The 18,014-nt window shown below is 63.0% G+C and carries 14 protein-coding genes; 7 read left to right on the top strand and 7 right to left on the bottom strand.

The window, feature by feature from the left end; translation table 11 throughout:
- The first annotated feature begins 131 nt into the window (after positions 1 to 131).
- Entirely contained in the window at positions 132 to 449 is a 318-nt protein-coding gene (locus tag RE4_RS09460) for a DUF2322 family protein (protein WP_020907542.1), read from the top strand.
- Here the strand turns inward: RE4_RS09460 and RE4_RS09455 are convergent.
- Positions 420 to 1,097 (bottom strand): Pr6Pr family membrane protein, encoded by a 678-nt coding sequence (locus tag RE4_RS09455; protein WP_060938485.1) that lies wholly within the window; start codon positions 1,095 to 1,097, stop codon positions 420 to 422. The two genes, RE4_RS09460 and RE4_RS09455, sit on opposite strands and share 30 nt — an antisense overlap.
- A gap of 53 nt (positions 1,098 to 1,150) precedes the next feature.
- On the opposite strand from RE4_RS09455, the gene hrpA reads away from it, so the two are divergent.
- Positions 1,151 to 5,056 (top strand): ATP-dependent RNA helicase HrpA, encoded by a 3,906-nt coding sequence (gene hrpA / locus RE4_RS09450; RefSeq protein WP_060938484.1) that lies wholly within the window; start codon positions 1,151 to 1,153, stop codon positions 5,054 to 5,056.
- A 286-nt stretch (positions 5,057 to 5,342) separates the two neighbouring features.
- On the opposite strand, the gene nrdR is transcribed toward hrpA, so the two are convergent.
- Positions 5,343 to 5,840, bottom strand: a complete 498-nt coding sequence (nrdR, locus tag RE4_RS09445; RefSeq protein ID WP_020907539.1) for a transcriptional regulator NrdR — start codon at positions 5,838 to 5,840, stop codon at positions 5,343 to 5,345.
- A 195-nt stretch (positions 5,841 to 6,035) separates the two neighbouring features.
- Positions 6,036 to 6,776: a LysM peptidoglycan-binding domain-containing protein gene (locus RE4_RS09440; RefSeq protein ID WP_047889278.1), complete on the bottom strand. Its 741-nt coding sequence runs from the start codon at positions 6,774 to 6,776 to the stop codon at positions 6,036 to 6,038.
- Between the two features lie 271 nt (positions 6,777 to 7,047).
- Between RE4_RS09440 and lexA the strand changes: the two genes are divergently transcribed.
- On the top strand, positions 7,048 to 7,776 hold the full coding sequence (lexA, locus tag RE4_RS09435; RefSeq protein WP_020723648.1) for a transcriptional repressor LexA: 729 nt from the start codon (positions 7,048 to 7,050) through the stop codon (positions 7,774 to 7,776).
- A gap of 91 nt (positions 7,777 to 7,867) precedes the next feature.
- On the opposite strand, the gene RE4_RS09430 is transcribed toward lexA, so the two are convergent.
- The 3 genes from RE4_RS09430 to RE4_RS09420 form a co-directional block, all read right to left on the bottom strand.
- Positions 7,868 to 9,010 carry an acyl-CoA dehydrogenase family protein gene (locus RE4_RS09430; protein WP_019748214.1) on the bottom strand — a complete coding sequence of 381 codons (1,143 nt, stop codon included), beginning with the start codon at positions 9,008 to 9,010 and terminating at the stop codon, positions 7,868 to 7,870.
- Between the two features lie 185 nt (positions 9,011 to 9,195).
- A complete protein-coding gene (locus RE4_RS09425; RefSeq protein ID WP_020907537.1) occupies positions 9,196 to 10,476 on the bottom strand; it encodes a uracil-xanthine permease family protein in 1,281 nt (426 codons plus the stop codon).
- A gap of 75 nt (positions 10,477 to 10,551) precedes the next feature.
- Entirely contained in the window at positions 10,552 to 12,225 is a 1,674-nt protein-coding gene (locus RE4_RS09420) for a putative PEP-binding protein (RefSeq protein WP_060938483.1), read from the bottom strand.
- 191 nt (positions 12,226 to 12,416) lie between these two features.
- Here RE4_RS09420 and RE4_RS09415 point away from each other — a divergent pair, with 191 nt between their 5' ends.
- The 4 genes from RE4_RS09415 (at position 12,417) to RE4_RS09400 (ending at position 16,613) form a co-directional block, all read left to right on the top strand.
- Entirely contained in the window at positions 12,417 to 13,184 is a 768-nt protein-coding gene (locus RE4_RS09415; RefSeq protein WP_020969481.1) for a DeoR/GlpR family DNA-binding transcription regulator, read from the top strand.
- On the top strand, positions 13,181 to 14,176 hold the full coding sequence (locus tag RE4_RS09410; protein WP_021344070.1) for a 1-phosphofructokinase family hexose kinase: 996 nt from the start codon (positions 13,181 to 13,183) through the stop codon (positions 14,174 to 14,176). Before RE4_RS09415 ends, RE4_RS09410 begins: the two co-directional genes overlap by 4 nt.
- An 18-nt stretch (positions 14,177 to 14,194) precedes the next feature.
- Positions 14,195 to 16,258, top strand: a complete 2,064-nt coding sequence (locus tag RE4_RS09405; protein ID WP_021344069.1) for a PTS fructose transporter subunit IIABC — start codon at positions 14,195 to 14,197, stop codon at positions 16,256 to 16,258.
- Positions 16,259 to 16,355: 97 nt separating this feature from the next.
- Positions 16,356 to 16,613 (top strand): HPr family phosphocarrier protein, encoded by a 258-nt coding sequence (locus RE4_RS09400; RefSeq protein WP_003942144.1) that lies wholly within the window; start codon positions 16,356 to 16,358, stop codon positions 16,611 to 16,613.
- A 39-nt stretch (positions 16,614 to 16,652) separates the two neighbouring features.
- On the opposite strand, the gene RE4_RS09395 is transcribed toward RE4_RS09400, so the two are convergent.
- Positions 16,653 to 17,978: an alpha/beta hydrolase gene (locus RE4_RS09395; RefSeq protein ID WP_235867811.1), complete on the bottom strand. Its 1,326-nt coding sequence runs from the start codon at positions 17,976 to 17,978 to the stop codon at positions 16,653 to 16,655.
- Between the last annotated feature and the right edge of the window lie 36 nt (positions 17,979 to 18,014).

The raw sequence follows: 18,014 nt of genomic DNA, 5'->3' as shown, positions 1-18,014 counted from the left end.
ATTGTCCCCTTCGAATACAAACGATGCTGGTGTGCAAACGATGTGCTGCGACTATATCGACACCGGGAATCGGCGCACGACGGCGCTCGCCGGGCACAGGCATTTCCGGGTACACACGTAATCTGTCGACCATGACTTTTGCCGACAATCTCGCCGCACTGCCCACCATCGATCATCTGGCCGCCATCGAGGTACTCGACGCCGACGGAACCGTCATCGACACCGTCGAGAACAAGCCCGGAAAGTCCGGCTCGGTCAAGGTGTACAACCATCTCGCTCAGGTCTACGGCGCGCTCACACCCGAAGCCGCCTCGGCAGGACTGACGATCTTTGCCGAACACACCGAGGACGCGCGGGCGAACCCCGGTAAGCACCCGAACGTGGACCGCCTCGAGCAGGTGCTCGCCTCCGGCAATCCACTAGGACTTCGCAGCGTTCCGTCCGCGTAGCCCGGCTCCCAGCCGTCCGACGGCATTGACCGCCAACGCCATCAGGGCCATCGCGATGCCCAGTACGACAAATCCGATGAACAGGGCCAGATAGCCCTGGTGGCGAGGATCCATGAACGGATACGGATACCAGTCGACGATCGGCCCTCGAATCAACGTGTACACCGCGTAGATCACCGGAAACAGCAGCCACTGCAGCGAGCGGATTTCGGAGATCCTGTGCCTCGAAGCGAAGAACACCCAGTCGAGGAGCATCACCAGCGGAAGAATGCGGTGGAGCGCCGAGTTGATCCACGCGTCGTTCAAATTGACGTCGATGTTCGCCAGTAGAACGGCGTAGATGATTCCGGTGATCACCATGTAGAGCGTCACCGCACCGCGAACCGACTGCCATGTCCGAGACTGCGGATCCCGAAGGGCGCCGACCAGCAATACGATCACCGCAAGGATGTTGCTCTCGATGGTGAAGTAGCTCAGATAGTTCGACAACGAGAATCCGTCGGCGTTTCGAATCGGAATCCACAGCAGCGCCGTGAGTCCGTATAACGCGAACAACAGGCGAAGTACTCGCACGGCAACAGGCGTCGACGCGACCGGTGCAGCAGCCTCATTTGCGGTATTTGTCGTCACTGGTCGATATTTGCACATCAAAACGATCTGCGAGCGGTAGTTGTGAACGCGTTCGATAGGCTGTCATCAGCATGTCTACAACACCACCGGCCCCACTCTCCCCCAAGCGGAGTGACCTGAAGAGCGCGCTGGCGCAGGTCTCACTCCGCGACGAGAGTCGACTCCGTCGCAAACTCGACCGTGCCCGCACACCAGACGCTTTGGTGGCGCTGGCCGAGGAAATTGAAACGGCGCGCACACGGTTGGCCGCACGATCCGCCAATGTTCCCGCAGTCTCGTATCCGGAAGCTCTGCCCGTCAGTCAGCGCAAGGACGACATCGCGACCGCGATCTCGGAGAATCAGGTTGTCATCGTCGCCGGCGAGACCGGCTCGGGTAAGACAACTCAGATCCCGAAGATCTGTCTCGAACTCGGACGTGGCGTCCGCGGCCTGATCGGACATACACAGCCTCGCCGGCTGGCAGCACGCACCGTTGCCGAACGTATCGCCGAAGAACTCGACACCGAACTCGGCGACGCCGTCGGATACACCGTGCGGTTCACCGACCAGGTCTCGGACCGCACCTACGTCAAGCTCATGACCGACGGCATTCTCCTCGCCGAAATTCAGCGCGACCGTATGCTCCGACGCTACGACACGCTGATCATCGACGAAGCGCACGAACGCAGCCTCAACATCGACTTCATCCTCGGTTACCTGGCTCAGCTGCTCCCCCGCCGACCCGATCTCAAGGTCATCATCACGTCGGCGACCATCGATCCCGAACGCTTCGCCAAGCACTTCGCTGTCGACGGTAAGCCCGCGCCGATCGTCGAGGTATCCGGGCGAACATTCCCCGTCGAAATGCGTTACCGGCCACTGACCGTCGAGTCCGGCGACATCACCTTCGACCGCGATCCCGTCGATGCGGTCTGCGAGGCGGTCGACGAGCTGAGCGCGGAGGGCGAAGGCGACATCTTGGTCTTCCTCTCCGGCGAACGCGAAATTCGCGACACCGCAGACGCTTTACGCGATCGGCGTCTTCGCAACACCGAAATCGTCCCGCTGTACGCGCGACTGTCTGCTGCCGAGCAACACAAAGTGTTCTCGCCGCACACCGGCCGACGCGTCGTCCTTGCCACCAACGTAGCCGAGACCTCGTTGACCGTTCCCGGCATTCGGTACGTCGTCGATCCGGGAACCGCGCGCATTTCGCGATATTCGGTGCGCACCAAGGTTCAGCGGTTGCCGATCGAGCCCATTTCGCAGGCGTCAGCTCGTCAGCGTTCCGGGCGTTGCGGCCGCGTCGCCGAAGGAATCTGCATCCGCCTGTATTCCGAGGAGGACTTCGAGTCACGGCCGGCGTTCACCGAGCCGGAGATCCTGCGGACCAATCTCGCATCCGTCATCTTGCAGATGACGGCCCTCGGTCTGGGCGACATCGCCGCCTTCCCCTTCGTCGAACCGCCGGACCAGCGCGCCGTCAAGGACGGAATCGGACTGCTCGAAGAACTCGGCGCCATCGCGCGAGGTTCCGAGGCAAGCCACCCCGAACTGACGCCGGTCGGCCGCGAGCTGGCCCAGATTCCGGTGGATCCGCGGATGGCACGAATGCTGGTGGAAGCCAAGAACAACGGTTGCCTTCACGAAACCCTTGTCATCGTCGCGGCGTTGTCCATCCAGGACGTTCGCGAACGGCCCGCCGAGTTCCAGCAAGCCGCCGACGAAAAGCACGCCAGGTTCAATGTCGAGAACTCCGACTTCCTGGCATACCTGAAACTGTGGGACTACTTACGCGAACAACGTAACGACCTGTCCTCCAACCAGTTTCGCAAGATGTGCCGGAACGAGTTCCTGCACTGGCTCCGCATCCGCGAATGGCAGGATCTGCACGGGCAACTCCGGCAGATCACCCGCGGCCTCGGCTGGACGGTGGGTGAGACACCCGCAAGCGAGAACGCGATCCATCAGTCACTCCTCGCCGGTTTGCTCTCACACATCGGGCTACGCGAGGGCGAGAAGCGGGACTACCTGGGCGCCAGGGGCAGCCACTTCGCAATTTTCCCCGGATCGGGACTTTTCAAGAAGCCACCACGCTGGGTCATGGCCGCCGAACTCGTGGAAACGTCGAGGCTGTGGGCGCGCATGTCCGCGCGCATCGAACCTGAGTGGGCTGAAAAACTCGCCCCGCACCTGGTGAAACGCACCTATTCCGAACCGCACTGGTCCTCCAAGCGCGGCTCGGCGATGGCATACGAGCGGGTCACTCTCTACGGAGTTCCCCTGGTGACGGGCCGCGCAGTGACGTACTCACGAATCGATCCCGAGGCCTCTCGCGATCTCTTCATCCGCCATGCGCTCGTGCAGGGCGAATGGCAGACAAACCACAAGTTCTTCCACGAGAACCGCGCACTCCTCGACAACGTCGAGGAACTCGAGAACCGTGCGCGCCGCCGCGACATCCTCGTCGACGACGAAACTCTCTACGAGTTCTACGAAGAACGTATCGGCCAGGAAGCCGTATCCGCCAAGCATTTCGACCAGTGGTGGAAGACTGAGCGGCGCAAGAATCCGAGTCTGCTGACTTTCACGCCGGAAACGGTGGTCAACTCCGACGCGGCTGCAGTACTGGGCGGCGAGTACCCGGACGCCTGGCGCCAGGGCGACATGCAGTTTCCACTCACTTACCAATTCGAGCCCGGAAAGGACGACGACGGCGTCAGCGCGCACATCCCGGTCGGCCTGCTTGCGCAACTTCAGCCGGTCGGCTTCGACTGGTTGGTCCCCGGTATGCGCGTCGATCTGGTTACTGCTCTGATCAAGACGTTGCCCAAGAACATCCGACGCGCCGTCGTGCCCGCACCCGACTACGCCGCCGCAGCATTGGCAGCAGTCAAACCTCGATCCGAGCCGTTGATGACCGCAATGGCCCGCGAACTCTCGCACTTGGGCGGGATCCAGATCGACGCCAAGGACTTCGATCCCGCCGCGCTGCCCGACCATCTTCGGATGACATTTGTCGTCGAGGACGAATCGGGCAAGGTTCTCGCGAAGGGTAAGGATCTGGTGCAGCTACGAAGCACGCTCGCCCCGCGCGTACAGAAAGAAGTGGCCAAGGCGGCAACCGGTACCGAACGGGCAGCGGCAACCGTCTGGACATCCGAAACGCTCGGCGCACTGGAACCGACCATCACTCGCTCCATCGGCGGACAGCAGGTAACCGGCTACCCAGCACTGGTGCCGGAAAACGGCGGAGTTGCCGTTCGTGTCCTGAGTACGCCGGCTGCGCAGGCGCAGGCGATGCGGGAAGGCACTCGGGCGCTTCTTCTCGCGGCCGTTCCCACCCAACTCAAGGCCGTGACCGCCGGCTTGTCGAACACTCAGCGTCTGGCTCTCGGCCAGAATCCGGACGGCGGCTTGGAGGCCCTCGTCGAAGATTGCCGGGTGGCAGCTGCCAACGAAGTGATAGCTGCCCACGGCGGACCGGTACGCACGCCTGAGGCGTTCGACGCCCTGGTGAAGATCGCACGCTCCGAACTGGCCGGACGCGTCTCCGCGATCCTGCGCATGATTGTTCCGATCCTCGAACAAGCACACCAACTGAGCGTCGTTCTGGACCGCTCCCGCGGCGAAGCAGCAGACGACGTCCGAGAACAGTTGACCTCACTGCTGTTTCCGGGATTTGTCGCCGAATTGGGCTCGGCCCGCCTACGCGATTTGCCGCGGTATCTTGCCGCAGCAAAATTCCGTCTCGAAGCTCTAACCGCAAGTGCACAACGAGATCAGCAGGCGATGGACGTCCTCGACCGGGTGTACGCAGCGTACGACCGGTTGTTGAGTTCACTTCCCGAAGAGCGTCGCACTGCTCGAGATGTCGACTCGATCAGCTGGATGATCGAAGAACTGCGCGTGAGCCTGTTTGCGCAGTCCCTCGGTACACCCACACCGATTTCCGAAAAGCGAGTCCTGAAAGCTATCGAAGCGATCAAGCGTTGACGTTCGGCGAGAATTGCGCGATCAGTAGATTGTCTGAATGTTGACGTTGGTGAGGAAACCACCAAAGGTGGCAACAGTGTTGGCGAACCCGAGGGTTACCAGGCTGTTCACGACTCCGAGAACTGCAACTAAGTTCATAACGCCTCCGTGAAGATCCGAGATGCGGACGAACGTACTTGGTCGACACTAAGCGAATAACTTGCCCGATTTGTTCGATTGTTCGCTTTGTGTTCTCAGCGTTACCTACGGCCGCTTTGTGCTCTCAGCGTTATCTAAGGCAAAGGCCTCAGTCGACGGAAACGGTCTCGGCGCCGGAAGCCTTGTCGGCAGCACGGGTCTCGGCATGTTCGCGCATGTCGGTGATCTCACGTTCGAAATCCGCGGCAGAACTGAAGGACTTGTACACCGATGCGAATCGCAGGTATGCAACCTCGTCGAGATTTCGAAGCGGATCGAGAATCGCGAGCCCTACCTCGTTGCTGGGAATTTCGGCAGAACCCGAAGCACGTACGGCATCTTCGACCTGTTGGGCCAGCAAATTCAGCGAATCGTTGTCCACTTGGCGGCCCTGGCATGCGCGACGCACTCCTTTGACCACCTTTTCTCGGCTGAACGGCTCCGTCACGCCGCTGCGCTTCACAACCGAGAGAACTGCCGTCTCAACCGTGGTGAATCGGCGGCCACACTCGGGGCACGAACGGCGCCGCCTGATCGCCTGGCCCTCGTCGGCCTCGCGCGAATCGACCACTCGGGAATCAGGGTGCCGGCAGAACGGGCAATGCATCGGGGTTCCTTCGTTGTCGCCGAAATGGCCGCAACTCAGATTCGCTACCGACTGCAAATCCTCCGACGATTTACAGAGCAGATCCACGTACTCAACGCGACCACCCGAGGTGGTGGGACTGTCAAGTGGACAGCTTACTCGCTGTGAACCGACTGCTCTCACGCTCGGTACGCCCCCGCCTGGCACGGGGTACGGTCAGCGGCCCGAGGCCGGCACGATCAGCGTTTGCCCAACGGACAGTCCGGAACTCGACATCGCATTGAGATCCATGATCTGCTCGATCACCGAGCCGACAGCCTGGCCAGGCGCAACCTTGGCAGCAATATCACTGAGGGATTCACCCGCAGCAACACGAACCACTTCGGTCGCACCGTTTGTCGCAGCGACATCACCACTCGACAAAGCGCCGATCCCCACCAACGCCAACACTGCCAGTGCAGTGAATACGGCGCCAAGGAACACTGTCTTCCAACTGACGTCCTCGGCAGCCACTTCATGTTCGACCCGTGAGACACCGACTCTGTTTCGGTGCGCGAAACTTCCTCCGTACGGGCGTGACGAATCGTGCTCGCCGTCCCACCGGCGAGGAGATTCACGCAATGAACGCGAACCTGAAACCGCGCCAACCGCCGGAACACGACGAACGACGGCCGCCTGCGGTTCGTTGTCGACATACCTGGCCACGCCCCGCATTTCGGCCGTGCCGCGCCGTTCGAACGACACACCGTCAGCGTCGGATCCACCATCGGGCCCATAGAACGAGGGGTGGTACTTCAACGCCGACGTGCCGTCGAAACCAATCGCGTCATCACCAATCGCGTCGTCACCAATCGCGTCGTCGAAAACCCTGTTGCTTCTCAGTGCTGCGTTACCCATCGTGACCTCCGCTGGTCGACACCGATCGATGTGTTCGATCATGCGTTCGATGGAACGCATGTTCGAATTTCTACCACGCCTGGCCGACAATGTCTCTACTTCGAGCGACACGAATCGAACAGATGTTTGAAACCGCGAGCAAATCCGGCTAGATTCGTGTCAGACCACACAGCGGGAATTGCGAAAGCCTCCGTGTTTGTCGACAGCTCGAATGTTGGCAGGAGGCACCGACAGGTTTCTGCGCGATTTGCACCAGGCACTTTTTCAGACACAGCTTTTTCAGACACGACTTCTTCAGACACGACTTCTTCAGACACGGAGGCAACAGGCCATGAAGGACGATCGCTCCAGCACAGCCGCGGAGGCAGGAGCTTCTGCAGTTCCGTCTCCGTCGAGCGAGACGCTCACCGAGCGTCAGCGGCGCGTTCTCGAAGTCATCCGCGATTCGGTGACGGAGCGCGGGTATCCGCCGAGCATTCGCGAGATCGGTGATGCGGTGGGGCTCACCTCCACGTCGTCGGTCGCACATCAACTGCGAACGTTGGAGCGCAAGGGCTTCCTTCGACGCGATCCCAATCGCCCTCGCGCAGTCGATGTTCGAGGTCTCGACGAGGTTGCGGCCGATACCGCCATCGCGTCGGTGTCAAAGCATTCCGGCGAGTACAACAGTGCCGACCCGCTACCGGAGCCGGCGTTCGTCCCCATCCTGGGTCGCATCGCTGCCGGCGGACCGATCCTTGCCGAGGAAGCGGTAGAGGACGTGTTCCCACTCCCCCGCGAACTCGTCGGCCAGGGTTCGCTCTTCATGCTCAAGGTTGTCGGCGAGTCGATGATCGATGCAGCGATCTGCGATGGCGACTGGGTTGTCGTCCGTCAGCAGAACGTCGCGGAGAACGGTGACATCGTGGCCGCCATGATCGACGGCGAAGCCACCGTGAAGACGTTCAAGCGTACGAAGAAGGAGGTGTGGCTGATGCCGCACAACGAACTCTTCGAGCCGATTCCCGGCAACAACGCCGTCATCCTGGGCAAGGTTGTCACCGTCATGCGGAAGATCTGAGTTCGCTCGCACCTCGATCACAAAACTCTGGGCCCCGGCATCAGCTGGGGCCCAGAGTCTTTTCGTGACGATCAGCGGTCCATCACCCGAATCAGAGGTTCAGCGAACGTCCGATGATCTCCTTCATGATCTCGGTTGTGCCACCGTAGATGGTCTGCACACGAGAGTCCATGTACGCCTTGGCAACCGGGTATTCCTTCATGTAGCCGTAGCCTCCGTGCAGCTGGAGGCAGCGGTCGATGAGCTTGACCTGGGCTTCGGTGGTCCACCACTTCGCCATCGCAGCTTCCTGCACGGTCAGCTTCTCGGCATTGAGCTGCTCGATGAACTTGTCCACCAGGATGCGCACTGCCGTGGTCTCCGTTGCCAATTCGGCCAGTACGAATCGGGTGTTCTGGAAGCTGCCGATCGACTTGCCGAATGCCTTGCGGTCGCGGCAGTACTGGATCGTGCTCTCGAGAACCGATTCCATTGCGGCAGCGGCAACGACGGCGATCGAGAGTCGTTCCTGGGGAAGGTTCTTCATCAAGTAGAAGAATCCCATTCCCTCTTCGCCCAGCAGGTTGGCAGCGGGAACGCGTACGTCGGTGAAGCTGAGTTCGGCAGTGTCCTGAGCCTTCATGCCGATCTTGTCGAGGTTGCGTCCACGCTCGAAGCCAGGCATGTCCCGCTCGACCACGAGGAGGCTGAAGCCCTGAGCACCCTTGTCCGGGTCGGTGCACGCGACAACGATGATGATGTCGGCGTTGATTCCGTTGGTGATGAAGGTCTTCGAACCGTTGAGGACCCAGTGGTCCCCGTCGCGAACCGCTTTCGTCTTGATGCCCTGCAAGTCGCTACCGGTACCCGGTTCGGTCATCGCGATCGCCGAGATCAGCTCACCCGACGCGAATCCGGGTAGCCAACGCTGCTTCTGCTCCTCGTTGCTCAACTCCAGGAGGTACGGTGCCACGACGTCGTTGTGCAGCGTGAAGCCGATACCACTGAACCCACCCTTGGTGGTTTCCTCGGTGATGATCGCGTTGTAGCGGAAATCCTTGACACCGCCGCCGCCGAATTCCTCAGGGACCGCAGTTCCCAGGAAGCCCTGCTTTCCGGCCTCGACCCAGACGTCACGATCGACGATGTTCTGCTCTTCCCACTTCTCGTGGTTCGGTGCCACGTGCTGTGCCAAGAACTTCTGGTACGACTCCCGGAAGAGTTCATGTTCCGGTTCGAACAGGGTGCGCTCCACGCCGACTCCTTGCAATTCGATATATGGCACTTCAGTGATGTACCCGCTGGGGATATACCCGCTGGGGTGTATTCGCTGAGACTGGGCACGCCGAAGTGCGCGGGCCCACGTCACTGCCTCCGACGGTAGAACCTGTTGCGATACCCGTCGATGACCCGAACGATCACGATTCGTGACTGTAGCGGTTATCTGTTACTCGAAGTACGGAATTTGGCGAGATATCGCATGATCGGGTATGCGACGAGGATGCCGATCGATCCCCAGGCGATGCCGCCCAACTCGACCGAACCGATGGTCAGCGTCAAGTTCCCGATGCCGGCGACCAACGCCGCCGCGGCGACCGTGAGGTTGACCGGATCGGTGAAGTCGACCTTCGCTTCCATCCAGATGCGCACACCGAGAATGCCGATGAGGCCGTAGAGAACCATCGTTGCGCCGCCGATGACGCCGTTCGGAACCGTGAAGACCAGTGCGCCGAATTTGGGCGAAAATGCCAGGATCACAGCGGTAGCGGCGGCTACCCAGTACGCGGCGGTCGAGTACACACGCGTCGCTGCCATGACACCGATGTTCTCGGCATACGTGGTGGTTCCGGATCCGCCACCGGCGCCCGCCAAGGTAGTGGCGAGACCGTCGGCAAACAGTGCATTGCCGGCCAGATCGTCGAGGGACTTACCAGTCATGGCGGACACCGCTTTGACATGTCCGACGTTTTCGGCGACCAGAACGATCACCACGGGGAGCGCGAGCACGATCACCGACCAGTCGAACGACGGTCCGTGCAGACTCGGCAGCCCGAACCAGTCCGCTTCGCGCAGAGCGGACACTCGTTCACTGTCGAGTCCGCCGATGACCGCGGCGAAAACCCAGCCGATCACGACGCCGACCAGAATGCCCAGCCGGCCGAGCAACCCGGGACCGACGACCGTGACCAGCAGGATCGAAACGAGCGTCACCGTGGCGATCAGCGGCTGCGATTCGAAGGAGCCGACCGCCGTCGGAGCGAGGTTGAGACCGATCAGCGCGACGACAGCACCCGTCACCACCGGCGGCATGACGGCGTCGATGACCCGGCTGCCGATCAGACGTACGGCGACGCCGATCAACATCAACACGATGCCGACGGCCATGACGGCACCGAGTTGCGCGGCCGGGCCCGATCCTGCCGACGCTGTCAGCGGGGCGATGAACGCGAAGGACGAACCGAGATAGCTCGGGATCCGGCCCCGGGTGATGAGCAGGAACAGCGCGGTGCCGATACCCGAGAACAACAGCGTCGTCGTGACGGGGAAGCCGGTGATGGTCGGAACGAGCAGTGTCGCTCCGAACATCGCGATGACGTGTTGCATCCCGATTCCGATGGTGCGCGGCCAACTCAGTCGTTCGTCCGGCGCCACGACGGCTCCGTCGGCGATCCGCTTGCCGTCTCCGTGGACAGTCCAGCCGATTCCGCCGGCCCCGGTCATTGTTTCTCGTTCGATCACAGGTCGAAATACTAGAGGTCAGGCGCTCGGTCTCCGACCGAGACCAACGAAACCAGTTCAGCTGATTGCGTCAGCCGCCGCTTTGCGCGCTGCCACCGGATCACCGGTTGCCAGCACCGCTGCCGCAGCCGCCTCACATTGCGCCATGGTGACGGATCCGACCTTCGCGCCCACACCCGCGACCGACGCCGCAGCACAGGAGAGCGAGGAAACTCCGAGTCCGGCCAGAACACACGCCAACAGTGGATCGGCGGCCGCCTCACCGCAGACGCCGACGCGCTTGCCTGCCGCCTGACCGGCCTGGGCCGTACGTGCGACAAGGGCGAGCACCGCGGGCTGCCACGGATCGGTCAGGTCGGCGAGTTCGGAGGACATCCGATCAGCGGCCATCGTGTACTGAGCGAGGTCGTTGGTACCGATCGAGAGGAATTCGACGTGTTCGAGAATCTGGTCGGCCAACAGCGCCGCCGCCGGGATCTCCACCATCACACCGGGAACAAGATCGCGTGCCCGCACCGCATCGGCAAAACGTTTCGCCTCGGCCGGGGTGGCGATCATCGGTGCCATCACCCACGGCGACGAGTTGGTCGACGCCGCGGCTGCCGCGATCGCGTCGAGCTGGCGGTTTAGAATTCCCATGTCCTGCCAGGCGATTCGGACCCCACGAACGCCGAGTGCCGGATTCGCTTCCTCTTGATGGTTGGCGAATTTGAGCGGCTTGTCCGAACCCGCGTCCAACGTGCGAATGATGACCTTCTTTCCTGCGAAGGCCTCGAGAACCTCGGCGTAGATCGCCGCCTGCTCGTCTACGGTCGGTTCGGTCTCACGGCCGAGGAAGCAGAGTTCGGTCCGGAAGAGCCCGATGCCCCCCGCAGCAGTCGACGCCGCGGCGCGAGCGCCCGCGCCGTCTTGAACGTTGGCGAGAACGTCTACCGGCCGGCCGTCCGCCGTCTGGCCCGGTCCGGTCCAGGTGCTGACGCGTTCGCGATCGATCCGGGATTGTTCGACCAGTTCACGCGCGTGCCCGGGATCCGGCTCCGCGATCACGTCGCCGGTTGTTCCGTCGATCAGAATCGGTATTCCTGCCGAGATGGATTCCAATTCCTTCGCGGCGACGATGCACGGGATGCCCAACTGCCTCGCGATGATTGCCGTATGGCTGGTCGGGCCGCCGTAAATGGTCACGAGTCCGATGATCTTGGTTGCATCGAGGCCCGCGGTGTCTGCAGGAGCCAGATCGTCCGCGCACAGCACCGACGGTGTCTCTGGCATGGGAACTCCAGGTTCGGGTAATCCGGAGAGTTCGGCGATCACGCGATCGCGGATGTCCTCGAGGTCGGTGACGCGCTCGGCCATCAAACCGCCGACCTTGGTGAACAGCACCACGAACTGCTCCGTCGCCGCGATCGCAGCCTGCACCGGGGGCACTCCGCCGGCGATCGACTTCTTGGCCGCCCCGATCCAGCCACGATCAGCTGCCATCGCCGCGTTGGCCTGCAAGACCTCTGCGGCCGCGCCGGTAGCTTCGGCGGCCCGTCCGAGAAGGCGGTTCTCGACAGCCTTCGCCGCTCCGACGAAGGCGTCTACGGCGGCCTCTCGATCGGCCTCGTCGAGTGCCGGCGCATCGGTGACGAGTTCTGGTCGGCTGGACGGCCAGATCGCCGGTCCGTAGGCGATTCCAGGCACCACGGGGGTGCCGTGCACGGTGATTCGGTTGAGCTGTTCGGTCATCTGTCCTCCTTGAGCGATGGGCCCGGTGTCACACCGGATCACCTCGAGCGCGTAAAGCCCTCACCTTCGTTGTGACGAAGATTACTCCCAAGTCTTGACATGTCAACACACTCGGGCGTAAAACAACATAAAGCAACATTCACTGTGATCCACAACGCACCGTCGGATCACACTTCGGAATCGGAGAGCACGTGTACGCGGAAGAACGCCAACAAGCGATCGGCACCATGGTGTCGCAGCGCGGACGCATGTCCGTGGCGGCTCTGTCGGAGACCTTCGGTGTGACCACCGAGACCGTGCGTCGCGATCTGGCCTTCCTCGAGCGGATCGGACAGATCAGGCGTGTACACGGCGGCGCCGTTCCCACCGGATCCCTCCACGTCACCGAACCGGGCATGGCGGAACGCGATCAGACCCGCGCGCAACAGAAGGACCGGATCGCCCGCTGCGCGGTCACCTACCTCCCTCCCACCGGCGGCAGCGTGATCTTCGACGCGGGCACGACCACGGGCCGCATGATCCCCGAACTGCCGACCGAGAACGACTTCACAGCCGTCACCAATTCCGTCCCGATCGGCGCACGCCTGGCATCGATGAACTCGATTTCCCTGATACTGCTCGGCGGTCGAGTACGCGGGGTGACTCAAGCCGTGGTCGGCGAGGACGCCCTACGCCTGCTGAGCACGTTGCGAGTCGACGTCGCCTTCATCGGAACGAACGCGATCAGCGTCGGGCACGGACTCTCCACTCCGGACAGCGAAGAGGCCGCCGTCAAACGAGCAATGGTCAAAGCCGCCAATCACGTTGTGGTGGTGGCCGATTCCACCAAAGTCGGCCGCGAGCACTTGATCAGCTTCGCCCCGCTCGACAGCATCGACGTCCTCATCACCGACGAAGAGATCAGTCCCACAGACACATCCGAGTTCCACGACCACGGAATCGAGGTGGTGATCGCATGATCGTCACACTGACAGCCAACCCGAGTATCGATCGGACCGTGCAACTCGAGCAACGGCTCGAACGAGGCTCCGTCCTACGCGCCCACTCCACTCGCAGCGACCCCGGCGGCAAGGGGGTCAACGTCGCGCGTGTTCTCGCCGCAGCCGACCTCGACGTGCTCGCGGTTCTACCGGGAAACGGTGGTGACCCTCTGCTCTCGGCGCTGGCAGCCGGTGGGATTCCCCACATCGGTGTCGCCACAACGGGTCTGGCTCGCACCAACATCACCATTGCGGAACCGGACGGGACAACGACGAAGATCAACGAACCCGGCGCAACGCTGTCCGGTTCGACGCTCGACGCCCTGGCACAGGAGTTGATTGTTCGCGCCGATACCGCACTGTGGTTCGCGCTGTCCGGCTCACTGCCCCCCGGCGTTCCGCTCGGGTGGTACGGCGAACTCGTCGCGGCACTGCGCGATCACCCGTGCAAGGTGGCGGTCGACACCTCGGACGCCCCGCTGACGGCACTCGCCGAAGCGTTCCCCGACTCGGCACCCGACCTGCTCAAACCCAACGGCGAGGAACTCGCACAACTGACCGGCGTCGACGGCCACGTCCTCGAACGTGCTGCCGAGAACGGTGATCCCGGGCCTGCGATCACGGCGGCGCAGCGATTGGTCGACCGCGGCGTCGGCAGTGTGCTCGCCACGCTCGGCGCAGCAGGTGCTGTCCTCGTCACCGCCGACGGCGCGTGGATCGCCACCGCTCCCCCGATTGTCGCAGTCAGTACCGTCGGCGCAGGCGATTCGTCGCTGGCCGGCTACATCCTCGCCGAAGCGGGAGGCGGCTCGGAATCCGAGCGGTTACGTCACGCGGTCGCCTACGGAAGCGCCGCTGCCTCCCTTCCCGGCACAACTCTTCCCACGCCCGAACAGATCGATCTGGCAGCGGTTTCGGTATCTGCAGCCGATGCCTCCTCTCCCATCCCCGTCCCCACCGAACTCGCCTGACGCCCTAAGGAACCTGACATGTCCGATACCAACGCAGCCGGCGGTTCCGGCCCCGAGATCATCAGTCCCGAACTGATCTCACTCGACACCGACCTGGGTACGACCAAGGAAGATGTCATTCGTTCTCTCGCAGCGCGATTGACTGCAGCGGGACGGGCGAGCGACGCCGCGGGGCTGGTCGCTGCCGCACTCGCTCGCGAAGCGCAGTCCGCGACCGGACTGCCGGGCGGAATCGCCATTCCCCACTGCCGCGCCGAGGCCGTCTCGTCCGCGTCCCTGGGATTTGCTCGACTGGATCCGAAGGTCGATTTCGGGGCACCCGACGGCCCCGCCGATCTGGTGTTCCTGATCGCGGCACCCGAAGGCGCCGGAGCCGAGCACATGAAGCTGCTCTCGTCCTTGGCCCGAGCGCTCGTCCGACCCGCGTTTGTCACGTCGCTTCGTGAGGCGTCGACGCCGGACGAGATCGTGCGACTGGTCGACGAGGTACTCAATCCCGCGCCGAAGGATGCTCCAGCAAAGGCTGCGGCAGCCACACCCACTCCTCCTGTTTCCACTGGGAAACACTCCACCGAGGAGGCCCCAACGCCCGCGGAGCGTCACATCGTCGCGGTCACCGCGTGCCCGACCGGAATCGCTCATACCTACATGGCTGCGGACTCACTCGTCGCCGCGGGTGAACGCGCCGGGGTCAAGGTTCACGTCGAAACGCAGGGCTCGAGCGGAAGCACCCCCCTTGACCCTTCGGTCATCGCCGGAGCCGCCGCGGTCATCTTCGCCACCGACGTCGGAGTGAAGGGCCGCGAACGGTTCGCCGGCAAACCCGTTGTCGCTTCCGGTGTGAAGCGGGCGATCAACGAGCCGGACAAGATGCTTGCAGAAGCGTTGCGCGCCTCCGAGAATCCCGCCGCCGCCACCGTGGACGGCACCGCCGCCGCGGCCGCGGATTCCGATGCCGGTTCCGTAGGGTTCGGCACCCACCTCCGTCAGGTCCTCCTGACCGGTGTCAGCTACATGATCCCGTTCGTCGCGGCCGGCGGTCTGCTGATCGCACTCGGCTTCCTGCTCGGCGGATACGAGATCTCCGGTCCTGCCAAGGACATCGTTCTCAACAACTCGATCACCAACCTTCCCGACGGTGGTCTGGCCACCTATCTCGGCGCAGTGCTGTTCCAGATCGGTTCGTTGGCATTCAGCTTCCTGGTGCCCGCGTTGGCCGGCTACATCGCCTTCGCTATCGCCGACCGGCCTGGCATCGCTCCCGGCTTCACAGCCGGCGCGGTCGCCGTGTTTGTCGGTGCCGGATTCATCGGCGGCCTGGTCGGTGGTCTCATCGCCGGTGTCGTCGCGCTCTACATCGGCCGGATCGCCGTCCCGCAGTGGCTGCGGGGCCTGATGCCGGTGGTGATCATTCCGCTGTTCGCGACGCTGGTTGTCGGAGCACTGATGTTCATCGTCCTCGGTCGTCCGCTCGCCGCGATCACCTCCGGTCTCACCGACTGGCTCAACGGACTGTCCGGCAGCTCGGCCATCTTCCTCGGCATCATTCTCGGCCTGATGATGTGCTTCGACCTCGGCGGACCGGTCAACAAGGCGGCTTACGCCTTCGCTGTAGCCGGACTCAACGTCAACGACCCGGCCACTTTGCGCATCATGGCGGCAGTCATGGCTGCCGGTATGGTTCCGCCATTGGCCATGGCACTTGCCTCGACGGTGCTGCGTCCCAAGCTCTTCAGCGAAGCCGAACGTGAGAACGGAAAGGCTGCCTGGTTGCTGGGTTCGGCATTCATCTCCGAGGGCGCGATTCCGTTCGCCGCTGCCGACCCGCTTCGCGTGATCCCCTCGATGATGGCGGGCGGCGCCGTCACCGGTGCGCTGATCATGGCTTTCGACGTCACTCTCAGCGCCCCGCACGGCGGGATCTTCGTCTTCTTCGCAGTCGGCGGAATCGGCTGGTTCCTGGTCTCGCTCGCCGCGGGAACCGTGGTAGCTGCGCTCGCCGTCGTCGGAGCCAAGGAGTTCTTCCGCAAGGGTCCGTCCGATGCCGAACTCGACCCCGAAATCGTGCCCGCTGCGGCATGATCGACAGCAAGCAACACTGCAGTCACCACTGTTGTCACCAAATCCGCCCAAAGACCGCACAACGTCCGCACCGATAGATTCACAACGAGGAGATCCCATGCCCAGCAAGACAGTTGCCGTCGGTTCCGCAGTCGGCCTCCACGCCCGCCCCGCCGCTCTCATCGCCGAAGCAGTCGGAGCCTCCGGCGCCACGGTCACCCTCGCAGTCGCCGACGGCGAACCGGTGGATGCAGGTTCGGCACTGATGATCATGACGCTCGGAGCCGCCAAGGACACCGAAGTCACCATCGAGTCCGACGACGCCGACGCACTCGCCAAGGTCGCCGAACTGGTAGCCGCTGATCTCGACGCCTGACCTGATGTCAGTCGGTGCTGTGTAGCGGGCCGGACACTCTCACGGAGTCAGTGCGAGTGTCCGGCCCAGCCAGTCCATTTCGAGTTCCAGAGCAGTGCCCCACACATCACCCGAGTGCCCGCCGGGAAGGGTGTAGTAGTCCACGTTCATGTCGGCGGCGCGCGCGGCCTCGAACATGATCTCCTGCTGAGGGCGGTAGATGTCGTCGTCTTCACCCGCGACAAATACACCAGACAACTGCGGATACCGATTCTGCGCCATCAGGTCTCGGGCGTTGACCGCGTCGAAAGCGTCTTCGTCGCCGTTGAACATCGCAGCCACAGTGTCCTCGTGGTCACCGGTCGACGGTTCGTCCTGGCCGGAGAAGTCCAGGAACGACGGGTATCGGTCCGGGAAGTTCACGGCCATTTCGATCGCGCATGTCCCGCCGTACGAAAACCCACCGATAGCCCATTGCGCAGCGTCCGGATTCACTTGAAGGTTCGATTCGATCCAGTTCGGGACGTCCTGGTCCAGATACGTCGCGACGTTGCCGAGCGCCGAATCCATGCAGCCGGGGTTGGCGTCGTAGTCCCCCAACGCGTCGGGCACCACCACCACGGGAGCAAGCCCGGAATGCCTCGATGCATAGGCGTCGACTGTGGTCGCGAGACGGCCACTGTCCAGCCAGTCACTGGGGCTGCCGGGCTCACCCGCCACCAACACCAGGACGGGCAACTCCGCACGTGGATCGGCAAGATAGGCCGGCGGGAGATACAACGTCGCCGGCCTCGCGTCGAAACCCGAGATGTTTCCCGGAATCGACGCTTCCGTCACGACGCCGTTGCTCGGCATCCGCACCGGAACCTCCCAATGAGTTTCGGTGGGAAGTCCCCGCTGTAGCCAAGGTTCGGCCCCGGGGAGCGAATCGAAAGCAACGTGCTCGACCGAGCCGACCGGCCAGTGCCCGACCAGTGATCCGAGCGTGGGGTAAGTGCCGGTCTGGGCATTGACCTGACCCACCGCGACGATCGCGGCCAGACCGGCCAACACCGTCACCGAAAGGCCGCGGGCCAGTCCTGGACGCCGAAGGAGAACAAGCGCCGCGCCGATGACTCCGAATATCGCCAACGCTATCCACACAAAACTCGACAGGGGTAGCTGCGCGGGCAACGGTCGATAACTGAGCCACACGAACATCGCGCCGCCGGCGGACCCGACCACTGACAAGCCCAGTGCGACAAGCACGGCCCGACGCGGCAACCAACGAAGCAAAAGCAGCGCGCCGACGCCGACGAGGACGGAACCAACGAGCAGCGCTGCGGTGATGTGTCCGTGCTCGAGTGACATACGCGAGAGCCGCGTCAGGAGTTGATGCCCGTGCATTCGTTCCAGTATCCACATCTACCGGCAGTCTGCGAA

Source organism: Rhodococcus erythropolis NBRC 15567 (genome assembly GCF_001552595.1).
Classification (GTDB): Bacteria; Actinomycetota; Actinomycetes; order Mycobacteriales; family Mycobacteriaceae; genus Rhodococcus_F; species Rhodococcus_F erythropolis.
This window is presented reverse-complemented; position numbering and strand designations above follow the sequence as displayed.